The following is a 12,118-nucleotide window of genomic DNA, read 5'->3' on the forward strand; positions in this document are numbered from 1 at the left end:
CACATTCTAATTCGCAGCTCAGTACGGCGGCGGCGAGGCCGGAGCCGGGCGGGCCGGCACGGAGACCTGCGTATCGAAGCGCGTGCTCGCCATTCTGCGCTCAGCGTGCGCGACGATGTCAAGCAGGTCCCGGGCGATATGCCCACGGATGCCTCTGCCGACAGCCAGACTGTCAGTGATCCCAGCCTCGCTGAGCTGCTGCAGGGCTCTGCGCACCGATGGCACCGAGGCACCCGTCAGCTGCTCGGCGATGCGCTGGGTGAGAATCGGAGTGCGGGGCAGCAGCTCGAGGAGCTTCCACACGACAGCATCGCTGCGTGGGCGCCGGTCCAGCTGTGAATCGAGCGCCTCATGGTAGTCGTCGAGCACACTCTGCACCTCCTGCATGAACCGCTCCGCTTGGCTGACGGCTGCATCTGCTGCGGTGATGAAGAAGTCCAGCCACGTGTTCACTCCTGCGCTGATGTCGAGCTCGGCGGGAGGCTCGGCGCCGGTCATCGAAGCACCCGGCGGAGTCGCCCGGTAAGCCGTCAGACCATCGATATATCGCTGCTGCCATGTCATGAGCACCTGGCTGATGGGCAGCACAGCTCCAGAGGTCAGTCCCCGCCGCGTGAGCACCGTGTGGATGAGGGCGCGTCCGATCCGTCCATTGCCGTCTGCGAAGGGGTGCAGCGTTTCGAACTGTGCGTGAGCCAGTCCCGCCTGGATGAGACCGCCCGTGGCTGCCCCGTTGATGAACGCCATCAGATCCTCAAGCGCTTGTGGCAGGACTTCCGGCCTCGGCGGAATGAATTCGGCCTCACCCGGGTGAATGGCTGATCCGCCCAGCCAGTTCTGGCGCTGACGCAGTCCCAGCTGACTGAAGCCGGGCAGCAGCTGTCGCTGCAGCTCTTCGAGATCGCTCCACGTCACTGCTTCAGCACTGCCGAGAGTGTCGACAGCCGCCACGACTGCAGCGACATTGCCTGCCACTTCGGCCGCCTGACGACCGAAGCCGCTTAGAGCGTCCTGCGAGCTGAGTTCGGCGAGCACCACGTTCTTCACCGAGGGCCTGACTCCCTCGATGCGTGAGCTGGCGACGGCTTCGCTGCGGATGAGGAAGCGGGCGATTCCCTCGAACGCCCCGGCTGCCTCCGAGTCGCCGATGGCACGAATCCGTCGTTCGACGTGCGCTGCCTGGACTGCGAGTTCCGCGTCGATCCGCCAGTCTGCACCGGATGTCAGGGACATCGGCACGAAGGTCCAGTAGCTGCCCGCCCATCTCTCGCGACGAGACCGCGCCGCTGCCGACGGGGTCCATGTGTCTGCGTCCCAGCGCATCATCGCGTCAGCCTTTCATTCCTCGCCCTCGGATAGAAACCTTAGACTCCATCCTTTCACTCACCATAGGTCTATTGAAAGCTTTCTACCTATCCTTTCACCCACCCACCAGCCCCTCTCATGCCAGCCTGGCCACTGCCTCGGGCACGGTTTGAAGATAGGATGTCGAGTGGGATTTCACGAAAGGACCACACGAGGCGTATGTCGGACAAGCACGTCAAGGAGACCGTCGAATTCGCAGCTGCGAACCCCGACGTCGAGCAGCCCTTTGCCGAGCTGGGGCTCAAGGCGAATGAGTACGCGGACATCCGCGAGATCCTCGGGCGCCGGCCGACCTCCGCGGAGCTGGCGATGTACTCGGTGATGTGGTCCGAGCACTGCTCGTACAAGTCCTCGAAGGTCCACCTGCGCAAGTTCGGCGAGCACGTCACCGATGAGATGCGTGAGCATCTGCTCGTCGGCATGGGTGAGAACGCCGGCGTCGTCGATATCGGCGAGGGCTGGGCGGTGACCTTCAAGGTTGAGTCCCACAACTCGCCCTCCTATGTCGAGCCCTACCAGGGCGCGGCCACCGGAGTCGGCGGCATCGTGCGCGACATCATCTCGATGGGCGCCCGCCCAGTCGCCGTGCTCGACCAGCTGCGCTTCGGTGAGATCTCCCACCCCGATACCGCCCGCGTCGTCCACGGCGTCGTCGCCGGCATCGGCGGCTACGGCAACTGCCTCGGCCTGCCCAACATCGGTGGTGAGACCTGGTTCGACCCCTCCTATCAGGGCAACCCGCTCGTCAACGCCCTGGCTGTGGGCGTCATGAAGCATGAGGACATCCGCCTGGCCAACGCCTCGGGCGTGGGCAACAAGGTCGTGCTCTTCGGCGCCCGCACCGGAGGCGACGGCATCGGAGGTGCCTCGATCCTCGCCTCGGAGTCGTTCGACGACACCAAGCCCTCGAAGCGCCCGGCCGTGCAGGTCGGCGACCCGTTCGCCGAGAAGGTCCTCATCGAATGCTGCCTCGAGCTGTTCGCCGCCGGTGTGGTCGAGGGCATCCAGGACCTGGGTGCCGCCGGCATCTCATGTGCAACCTCTGAGCTGGCCTCCAACGGTGAGGGCGGCATGCACGTCAAGCTCGACGATGTGCTGCTGCGGGATCCGTCGCTGACACCGGAGGAGATCCTCATGTCGGAGTCGCAGGAGCGGATGATGGCTGTGGTGACCCCGGAGAAGCTCGAGGAGTTCCTCGCGATCACCGGCAAGTGGGAGGTCGAGTCGTCTGTGCTCGGTGAGGTCACCGACACCGGCCGGCTCGTCATCGAATGGCACGGCGATGTCATCGTCGATGTGCCCCCGCGCTCGGTCGCCCACGACGGGCCGGTCTATGACCGCCCCTACACCGAACCGTCCTGGCAGGCCGAGACCCGCGCCAACACCGTCGAGGCCGCCGGCCTGGCGAAGCCGCAGTCCGATGAGGAGCTGCGCTCGACGCTGCTTGAGCTGCTCGGCTCGCCGAACCTGTGTTCGAAGGACTGGATCACCGGCCAGTTCGACCGCTACGTGCAGGGCAACACGGCGCTTGCCTACCCTGATGACGCCGGTGTCATCCGCATCGACGAGGAATCCGGCCTGGGTGTGGCGATCGCCACCGACGCCAACGGCCGCTACTGCTACCTTGAGCCGTCCGAGGGCGCGAAGCTCGCCCTGGCCGAGGCGTACCGCAACGTCGCCGCCTCCGGCGCCCGGCCGATGGCGGTCAGCGACTGCCTTAACTTCGGCTCGCCGGAGGACCCGGAGATCATGTGGCAGTTCGCCGAGGCCATCGACGGCCTCGCCCACGCCTGCGAGGACCTCGCTGTGCCGGTCACCGGCGGCAACGTCTCTCTGTACAACCAGACCGGACAGACCGCGATCTACCCGACCCCGGTCGTCGGTGTGCTCGGCGTCTTCGACGATGTCGACCGCCGCAGCCCCGCCGGCTGGCGGGATGCCGGCCAGACGATCTACCTGCTCGGTGAGACCGCAGCTGAGCTCGACGGCTCCGCGTGGGCCGACGTCGTCCACCACCACCTCGGCGGTGTGCCGCCGAAGTACCGGCCGGAAGCCGAGCGCGAACTGGCCGACATCCTCATCAACGCCTCCCGCGACGGCATGATCGACGCCGCCCACGACCTGTCCGAAGGGGGGCTGGCTCAGGCGCTGGCCGAGGCGGTGCTGCGGTTCGGCACCGGCGCGCGGGTGTGGCTTGATGAGGTGTGCGACCGCGACGGCATCGACCTGTTCACGGCTCTGTTCTCCGAGTCGACAGCGCGGGCGATCGTCGCGGTGCCGCGGTCCGAAGAGGTGCGGTTCACCGATATGTGCACCGCCCGGAAGTTCCCGTTCGCCCGCATCGGCGTGACCGACACCGGTGAGGACGGCAACGCCGCCCTCGAACTCGTCGACCACTTCACGATCCCCGTGACCGAGCTGCGCATGACCCACGAGGCGACTCTGCCGAAGCACTTCGGGTGAGCGTGACGCCAGACTAGGATCATGCGCCGCTGGCAGAGGAGATCGGACTCGCCGTCGACTGGGATCTCTCAGCAGGCGCCGACGGATTCACAGCAGTCGTCACCGACAGCGCCACCGGAGACGTCATTGCCGACCTGCCGGGTCTAGGGTCTGGACGCTGAGGACCTGTTGAGGAACAGCTCGCGTCGCCACGGGACTCAGCCACCCTTCTGGCAGCGGCTGCCCACCCGATTCCGCAATGAACGCCGCGGTGACACTCGACGGAAAGCCCCAGAGTCCGTGTCCGTACGCATATCTGCTGTGCGGGAACCGTGAAGCATCCCGGACCGGCCGTCACCCCTGGCGGGAGCCGGACCTGTCGGAATACCGTCCGCTCTCGCGCGGCGGCAGGCGCTTCGACCCCGTCCGCGAGGACAGGGTGCCATCGGAGCGGCGGAACCACCGGCGCTGCGGTTCGTACGGGTCGATGACGTCGGGGGCGTCGCCCTCCGCCTCGGGCAGCACGACAGCGTCTTTCGAGTCGTACTCATCATCGCGCAGCCGACGGACGTACTCCTCCGGCGGTAGGACCTTCTTCCACTGCTTCGTGCGCATCGGCGGCAGCACACCGGCGTCTTCGCGCAGGGCCCGCAGCAGCAGGTACATCTCGAAGTAGCCGAAGATGAAGAACGGCAGACCGACCAGGATGATCGTCGACTGCAGCGCCTCGAGCCCCCCGGAACCGGAGAACACGAGGAGGGTCGCGGTCACCAGCCCGATCGCCAGCGCCCAGAAGATCCGCTGGCCGAGCGGGTTGTAGTCCTCATGTCCGTTCGTCATCGTGTCGGTCACGAGTGCGGCGGAGTCCATCGAGGTGACGAAGAAGACGACGACCACGAGGATCGCGACGACGGAGACGGCGAAGGCCAGCGGGTAGTGCTCGAGGAAGGCGAACAGCGCACCTGGGATGTCGCCGTCGTCGACGACCCGTTTGACGAGTCCGCCGTCACCGGACTGCTGGCCGATGCCCTCGATGGCAAACGAGCCCCAGCCGAAGATCCCGAACCAGATGACCGAGAAGGTCGCCGGCACCGCGAGCACGCCGGTGACGAACTGTCGGATGGTGCGGCCGCGGGAGATGCGGGCGATGAAGATGCCGACGAACGGCGACCAGGTGATCGTCCAGGCCCAGTAGAACACCGTCCACGTCGACTGCCAGCCGGATTCGGCAATGGTGTCGTTCCAGAAGGCGAGTTCGGGCAGGGTGACGATGTAGGAGCCGAAGGACTCGATGGTGCCCTTGATCATATACAGCGTCGGGCCGGTGACGAGGACGAAGAGCAGCAGGCCTACGGCGATGACGATGTTGGCGTTCGACAGCACCTTGATGCCCTTCTCCAGTCCCAGCGACACCGAGGTCAGGGCGATGAGGGTGACGACGCCGATGATGATGAGCTGCCAGCCGGCGTTCTCCGGCACTCCGAAGAGCTGGGAGAGTCCGCCGTTGATCTGCAGGGTGCCCAGACCGATCGAGACGGCCACACCGAAGACGGTGCCGACGATCGCGACGATGTCGATGGTCTTGCCGATCGGGCCGTGGATCTTCTCGCCGAGCATCGGCTGGAAGATCGAGGACACCCGAGCGGGCAGGTTGCGCTTGTGGATGAAGTAGGCGAAGCACAGGCTCGGCAGCGCGAAGATCGTCCACGTGTGGAACGTGAAGTGATACAGCGTGAAGTTCATCGCATCCCGGGCCGCCTCCGCAGTTCCGGCCTCGATGCCGAGGCCGGCGCGCGGCGGGCTGCCGAGGTGGCTGATCGGCTCGGCGACACCCCAGAACATGAGAATCGTGCCGATGCCGGCGGCGAACAGCATTGCGAACCATGCCCGGCCCGAATGCTCGGGCTCTTCATCGTCGCGGCCGAGCTTGACCCGCCCATAACGGGAGAAGGCGATGTAGATGAGGAAGATGAGGAACAGCGTCACGCCGAGGATGTAGAACCAGCCGAGCGTGTCGAGCAGCCACGTCGAGGCTGCGGACACCGCGGCATCGAGCTGCTCGGTGAAGACGATGGTGCCGAGCACGAACAGCAGGATGACGCCGGCCGAGGCGAAGAAGATCACCGGCGAAGTGCGCAGGTGCAGCATGTCGTGGAGTTTTCGCAGCATCGTTCGCAGTCTCCTTTCGGCACGAACCACGCAGCGATGACTTCTGGTTCCACGCGATCCGCAGCGGGATCAGTTTCTTCGACTCTAGCGGCTCACATCGCCGCTGCCCAGCACATCGAGCATCCATGCGTAGTCGAATGCGTCTTCCTTCCACGCGTCGTAGCGCCCGGACGCCCCGCCGTGACCGGCCGACATCTCCGTCTTCAGCAGCGCATCCGCACCGACCTCACGCAGCCGGGCAACCCATTTGGCCGGTTCGACGTAGAGCACCCGGGTGTCGTTGAGCGAGGTGATCGCGAGGATCTTCGGGTAGTCCTGTTCGGTGACGTTCTCGTACGGGGTGTAGGAGCGCATGTACTCATACACCTGCTGGTCGTGCAGCGGATCGCCCCATTCCTCCCATTCGATGACGGTCAGCGGCAGCTCGGGCATGAGGATCGAGGTGAGCGCGTCGACGAACGGCACGTGCGCACTGATCCCGGCGAACCGGTCCGGGGCCATGTTCGCCACCGCGCCCATGAGCAGCCCACCGGCCGACCCGCCGGTGGCCACCAGCCTCTCCGGGCTCGTCACCCCAATGCCGATGAGGTGGTCGGCTGCGGCGATGAAGTCGGTGAAGGTGTTGCGCTTGGCGGTCGTCTTGCCCTCGTCGTACCAGTGCCGGCCCATCTCTCCGCCGCCGCGTACATGCGCGATCGCGAAGACGACGCCGCGGTCGAGCAGCGAGAGCCGTTTGACGCTGAAACCGGGGTCCATGCTCAGCTCATAGGATCCGTAGCCGTAGAGCACCATCGGGGCCGGGCCGGCATCGCGGGCGCCGGTCTTCCACACGAGCGAGACCGGCACCTCGGTCCCGTCGGCGGCACGCGCCCACATGAGCTCCTGCTCGTAGGCGTCCAGGTCGACGCCGCCGAGCACCGGCTGGCGTTTGAGCACGGTCCGCTGCCCGGTGTCCATGTCGTAGGCGAACACGGTCCCCGGCGTCACCATCGACGTGTAGGTCAGCCGCAGCCGCGGCTGCTCGAACTCCGGGTTCGCGCCGGTACCGAGTGTGCCGACGGGTTCGTCGACGGCGATCTCCGCAAGCGGCCCGTAGGGCTCCGCTTCCGAGGCGGTGATCGCCACGGTGCCCACACGGGCGAATCCGCCGCGCCGGTAGGAGATGACGAGGTGGCCTGCGAACGCGTCGACGTCTTCGATCCGACAGCCGGTCATGTCACCGTCGAGCACCGGCCGGCCGGCACCTGCCGGGTCTGCGGCGGGCACGTCGACGATGTCGAAGTCGGCGCGGTCGCGATTGTGGGTGATGATGAACCGGTCCTCACCGGCGACGATCGCGTGCTCGACGCTGTACTCGACGCCCTGCTGACGCTCCCACACCGCCGCCGGTTCAGCGGTCGGCTCATCGGCTGGCAGCACCCACCAGCCCTCGGTCGTCTTCGACCCGGTGACGATGCACACGTACTTCTGCGAACGGGTGAGCCCGACACCCACGAAGAACCGCTCGTCGGGTTCGTGGAACACCTGTGCGTCGGCCTCTGCCCCGGTCCCGAGGCGGTGCCGCCACACCGTGTCGGGTCGCCAGGCGTCGTCGCAGGTGGTGTAGAAGACGTATTCGCCGGTGCCGTCGAAGGTCGCCCCGGCGAAGGTGTTCTCGATGGGCTCGGGCAGATCCTGGCCCGTGGCCAGGTCGCGGATGCGCAGCGTATAGCGCTCATCGCCGGTCAGGTCGGCCGCCCACGCGAGCTTCGTGCCGTCAGGGGAGATGCTGAAGGAACCGAGGGAGAAGAACTCACTGCCGGCAGCCTCAGCGTTGGAGTCGAAGATGACCTCCTCTCCTGCCAGCTGCTGGCCGCCGGCCACCTCGGGCGGGGTCCAGTCATCCGGGCCGCTGATCGGGGCGCGGCAGGAGATGCCGTAGTCCTTGCCCTCCTCGGTGCGGGTGAAGTACCACCAGCTGCCGCGCCGGACCGGCACGGACATATCGGTTTCCTTCGTCCGCGTGCGGATCTCGGTGAAGATCGTCTCGCGCAAACCCTCCAGGTGTGCTGTGCGTGCGGCGGTGTAGGCGTTCTCGGCCTCCAGGTGGGCGGTCACCTGCGGGGAGTCCTTGTCCCGCATCCATTCGTAGTCGTCGGTGAAGGTATGGCCGTGGTGGGTGCGTTCGGTGGGGATGCGCTGGGCGATCGGCGCCTGTGCGTCACGTGGTGCAGTCGTCATACCCTCAAGCCTACGGCCTGCCGCGCAATCAGCGTCCTCACCTGGAGCATCGAGACACTCCAGAGGCCGACCCCGGCCAGCACGACCGCCAGATCCCATCGCAGGAAGGCGGCCACAGCCGTCGCGGCAGCCAGGCCGATGCTCACGATGATCGACACCGTCGACGGAGCACCTGCGCTGCCGTCGTCCCATGCCGCGCGTTCTGCGAACGTTGCGGCGAACACGATGAGCGGCAGCAGCGCCAGCCCGGCTGCGACGAACCACAGCTGTGAGCCGAAGCTGGGCGGCACTACGATGAGCGCTGGGCTGATGACACCGATGAGCGCCCACCAGCGGATCCTCGACCTCACGTTACATTCCCCCTGTCTCCCGTCGCTGCGGGATGTGCGCTCTCTCAGGCGGCGGCCGTGATGCGAACGTCGCGCAGTGCGCTCTCGACCGAGGCGCCATCATGCTGCCGTGCTCCTGCCGCAGCGGTCTGCGCCGTGTCCCCGGTCAGCGCTGCCGCCAGACCGCCCAAACCGATGGCCCTGAGCCCTTTGGCGATGACTGCCTTGTTCTTCAGGATGGCATTCTTGATGACGCTCGCGCCTCCGCCGGACACACAGCCCGCCACCGCGCTGGCGATGCCGGCAGCGACGACATCGGGTGAGGAGTCGGTCGAGATCGCCCGCAGCGAGGTGTACGCAGGTGCCAGACAGGCAACGGCGCGGGCGGCGAGGATGACGAGGGGAACCGCCTGGGTCGACGCATCGTCGCTGCCAGCGCGGGGACTCACACGCTCCGTCAGATACCGGTGCAGGTCCTCGGGATCAGCGGACTGCACCACCTCATCCGGCGCAGACTCCAGAGCGTCGATGAGCGCCTGTTCGTCTGCGGCGCTGAGCTCGGCGAGCGCGTCGAAGTCCTCGATGCTGGCGAAGTCTGCGGCTGGTTCGGCCTCCGCAGAGCTCTGCTGCTGTCCTGCTGGGCGGGTCTGTCCTGCTGGGTGGGTCTGGGCGGCGGCCGGAACTCCCATTCCGACGATGAGTGAGCCGGCTGCGACAATTCCCGGAACAATCTGGAGCGGCTTCATCACGACAATCATCCTTTCCGTTATCGAAATGTGCCCCTCACGCTAGTGAGGCCGCTCTGAGGCCGTCTACTGCCCTTTCGTTGTACCGGTCTCCCAGCAGTACCGCGTTCGTGATAGCCGCTGACCACCTCACCGGCGGCGCCTCATTCAACACCGGCTGAGACCGCCCAGGAATCACAGGTGCCGTTATCGCCGTGCACCCGGTCTCGCTGTGCCCCACTGCTACTCTGAACACATGAATAGCCAGCCGCGCCTGCTGACGGCCTCCCGCCCCCAGGAGCAGAAGACGCGCGGCCGCAGCTGGGTATGGCTGCTCGTGCTCGCCCTCATCGGCGGCTGGCTGGCGCTCTCAGGTCTCGGCGGGCCGTTCTTCGGCAAGATCTCCGATGTCGCCACCAACGACCAGTCGACGTTCCTGCCCGCCTCGGCGGAGTCGACTCAGGTGACCGACCGGCTCGGCGAGTTCCGGACCGGGGAGGGCGCTCCGGCGATCATCATCGCCACCCGCGACGGCGGGCTCGAAGCCGATGACCAGTCCTGGGCTGAGGACTTCGCCGCCGATGCCGAATCGGCTGCCGTCGATGACATCTCCCCGCCGATTCCCTCCGATGACGGCGAAGCCCTCCAGCTCATCGTCCCGGTCTCCGAGGACGACACCGAGGCGGGAGTCGAGGAGCTGCGTCAGCTCGCCTCCGCCACCGCCCCCGATGGCCTCGAGGTCTTCGTCACCGGCCCGGCCGGGTTCTCTGCGGATCTGTCCGAGGCGTTCTCCGGCATCGACGGGATGCTGCTCATCGTCACCTTCGCTGCGGTGTTCGTCATCCTCATCATCGTCTACCGCTCCCCCATCATCCCCGTCTTCGTGCTGCTGACGGCGATGGCGGCGCTGGCTTCGTCGATCGTCGTCGTCTACCTGCTCGCCGACGCCGGGGTCATCACCGTCAACGGGCAGGTGCAGGGCATCCTCTTCATCCTCGTCGTCGGTGCGACAACGGACTACTGTCTGCTCTTCGTCGCCCGCTTCCGCGATGAGCTCACGGCCGCCGCCGAGGCGCCGGGCGCGGAGCGCAGGCGCACCGTGTGGCGTGCGTGGAAGGGCACGGTCGAGCCGATCCTCGCATCCGGCGGAACGGTCATCGCCGGCCTGCTGTGCCTGCTCGTCTCCGACCTCGCCTCCACGCAGGCGCTCGGCCCGGTCGCGGCGATCGGCATCGCGATGGGCCTGGCTGCTGCGCTGACGTTCCTGCCGGCGCTGCTGTTCGCCGTCGGTCCGGTGGTGTTCTGGCCGTTCATCCCCGGCCGCGGGAAGCGCCGCCGCACCAAGGAGAACCACGGCCTGTGGTCGCGCATCGCCGCCGTGGTCACCGCACGCCCGCGCATCACGTGGGTCACCGTCACCCTGCTGCTGGCTGTGCCGCTGCTGGGCATCACCCAGCTCAAGGCCGATGGCGTGCCGCAGAGCGAGTTCGTGCTCGGCGCCTCGGAGGCCCGCGACGGCCAGGATGCCCTCGGTCAGCACTTCCCGTCCGGTTCCGGCAGCCCCGCCTATGTGCTGCTGGACGAAGACGATGTCGATGATGCCGTCGACGCCCTCGACCCGATCTCCGGGATCGACGCCCTCGACCTGTCCGCTGACTCGCCCACCGGGCTCATTCCACTCAGCGACGCCGCTGGCGACGCCGGCCCGCAGGGCGGTCCGCCCGGTGAGCCGATCGTCTCCGATGGCGATGTGCTCATCAACGCGACGCTGGCCGATCCGCCGGACTCCCAGCAGGCTGAGGACACCGTCGTCGCGATGCGCCAGGCGCTGGCCGATGCCCGTCTGCTCACGGCTGTCGGCGGTGAGCCGGCGGTCGCCCTCGACTCGAATGAGGCGGCCAAGCACGACCGGGCGCTGGCGATGCCGCTCATCCTCATCGTCGTCACGATCGTGCTCGTGCTGCTGCTGCGCTCACTGCTGGCCCCGCTGCTGCTGATGTTCACCACGGTGCTGAGTTTCGGCACCGCGATGGGCGTCTCCGCGCTCGTGTTCAACCATGTCCTCGACTTCCCGGGCGCGGATCCGACGGTGCCGCTGTTCGCGTTCGTGTTCCTCGTCGCCCTTGGCATCGACTACAACATCTTCCTCATGTCGCGGGTCCGTGAGGAGTCGATGGCTGCCCGTGACACGCGCACCGGGGTGGTGCGCGGACTCGTCACCACCGGCGGGGTCATCACCTCAGCGGGCATCGTGCTCGCGGCGACGTTCGCAGCCCTTGCGGTGCTGCCGATCATGTTCCTTGTCCAGCTGGCGTTCATCGTCGCCTTCGGTGTGCTGCTCGATGCGATCGTCGTGCGCTCACTGCTCGTCCCCGGCCTGTTCTACGATCTGGGCCGGGCGACGTGGTGGCCGTGGATGCGCACGTTCACCCGGCGGTCCTGATGCGGCTGTGGTCGCTGCATCCGGCGCACCTCGACCGGCAGGGCCTGATCGCCTGCTGGCGTGAGGCGCTGTTGGCCCAGAAGGTGCTCGCAGGCCTCACCACGGGCTACCGCAGCCACCCGCAGCTGATCCGCTTCCGCGCAGCCGACGGCCCGCTGGCTGCGATCGGCGCGTACCTGTCCGGCTTAGCCGAGGAAGCCGATGCCCGCGGCTACCGGTTCGACCGCACGAAGATCCACGACACCTCCGGCCACGCCCAGCTGCCGGTCACGACCGGACAGCTCGACTTCGAGGCGCAGCATCTCGCTGCCAAACTCGCGCTCCGGTCGCCTGCCGACGCCGACCGGCTTGCCGACGCGCGCCCGCGCACCCATCCGCTGTTCCGCCTCGGGCCCGGCCCGATCGAAGACTGGGAACGACCCTGA

Annotated in this window: 8 protein-coding genes; 3 read left to right on the forward strand and 5 right to left on the reverse strand. The window is 67.1% G+C overall.

Going from position 1 to position 12,118, the window contains the following annotated elements; translation table 11 throughout:
• Positions 1–18 precede the first annotated feature (18 nt).
• Positions 19–1,233 carry a Fic family protein gene (locus M3B11_RS03250; protein WP_259875349.1) on the reverse strand — a complete coding sequence of 405 codons (1,215 nt, stop codon included), beginning with the start codon at positions 1,231–1,233 and terminating at the stop codon, positions 19–21.
• 291 nt (positions 1,234–1,524) lie between these two features.
• Between M3B11_RS03250 and purL the strand changes: the two genes are divergently transcribed.
• Positions 1,525–3,828: a phosphoribosylformylglycinamidine synthase subunit PurL gene (gene purL, locus M3B11_RS03255; protein ID WP_259875350.1), complete on the forward strand. Its 2,304-nt coding sequence runs from the start codon at positions 1,525–1,527 to the stop codon at positions 3,826–3,828.
• A gap of 333 nt (positions 3,829–4,161) precedes the next feature.
• Here purL and M3B11_RS03260 read toward each other — a convergent pair whose 3' ends face one another.
• The 4 genes from M3B11_RS03260 to M3B11_RS03275 form a co-directional block, all read right to left on the reverse strand.
• Positions 4,162–5,976: a BCCT family transporter gene (locus M3B11_RS03260; RefSeq protein ID WP_259875351.1), complete on the reverse strand. Its 1,815-nt coding sequence runs from the start codon at positions 5,974–5,976 to the stop codon at positions 4,162–4,164.
• A gap of 84 nt (positions 5,977–6,060) precedes the next feature.
• Complete coding sequence (locus M3B11_RS03265) at positions 6,061–8,196, reverse strand: S9 family peptidase (RefSeq protein ID WP_259875352.1); 2,136 nt, start codon at positions 8,194–8,196, stop codon at positions 6,061–6,063.
• Positions 8,193–8,546 carry a hypothetical protein gene (locus M3B11_RS03270; protein WP_259875353.1) on the reverse strand — a complete coding sequence of 118 codons (354 nt, stop codon included), beginning with the start codon at positions 8,544–8,546 and terminating at the stop codon, positions 8,193–8,195. The genes M3B11_RS03265 and M3B11_RS03270 overlap by 4 nt, the downstream gene beginning before the upstream one ends.
• 44 nt (positions 8,547–8,590) lie before the next feature.
• Entirely contained in the window at positions 8,591–9,274 is a 684-nt protein-coding gene (locus tag M3B11_RS03275; RefSeq protein WP_259875354.1) for a hypothetical protein, read from the reverse strand.
• Between the two features lie 232 nt (positions 9,275–9,506).
• Here M3B11_RS03275 and M3B11_RS03280 point away from each other — a divergent pair, with 232 nt between their 5' ends.
• Both M3B11_RS03280 and M3B11_RS03285 read left to right on the forward strand, forming a co-directional pair.
• On the forward strand, positions 9,507–11,693 hold the full coding sequence (locus M3B11_RS03280; protein ID WP_259875355.1) for an MMPL family transporter: 2,187 nt from the start codon (positions 9,507–9,509) through the stop codon (positions 11,691–11,693).
• Complete coding sequence (locus tag M3B11_RS03285) at positions 11,693–12,118, forward strand: pyrimidine dimer DNA glycosylase/endonuclease V (RefSeq protein WP_259875377.1); 426 nt, start codon at positions 11,693–11,695, stop codon at positions 12,116–12,118. The genes M3B11_RS03280 and M3B11_RS03285 overlap by 1 nt, the downstream gene beginning before the upstream one ends.

The organism is Brevibacterium sp. p3-SID960 (assembly GCF_025144725.1).
In the GTDB taxonomy this organism is placed as follows: Bacteria; Actinomycetota; Actinomycetes; order Actinomycetales; family Brevibacteriaceae; genus Brevibacterium.

What these genes read in the sequence shown, in the direction of transcription:
- M3B11_RS03250 (WP_259875349.1), bottom strand. Translation starts at nt 1,233, where the DNA reads ATGTCCCTGACATCCGGTGCAGACTGGCGGATCGACGCGGAACTCGCA.
- purL (WP_259875350.1), top strand. Translation starts at nt 1,525, where the DNA reads ATGTCGGACAAGCACGTCAAGGAGACCGTCGAATTCGCAGCTGCGAAC.
- M3B11_RS03260 (WP_259875351.1), bottom strand. Translation starts at nt 5,976, where the DNA reads ATGCTGCGAAAACTCCACGACATGCTGCACCTGCGCACTTCGCCGGTG.
- M3B11_RS03265 (WP_259875352.1), bottom strand. Translation starts at nt 8,196, where the DNA reads ATGACGACTGCACCACGTGACGCACAGGCGCCGATCGCCCAGCGCATC.
- M3B11_RS03280 (WP_259875355.1), top strand. Translation starts at nt 9,507, where the DNA reads ATGAATAGCCAGCCGCGCCTGCTGACGGCCTCCCGCCCCCAGGAGCAG.
- M3B11_RS03285 (WP_259875377.1), top strand. Translation starts at nt 11,693, where the DNA reads ATGCGGCTGTGGTCGCTGCATCCGGCGCACCTCGACCGGCAGGGCCTG.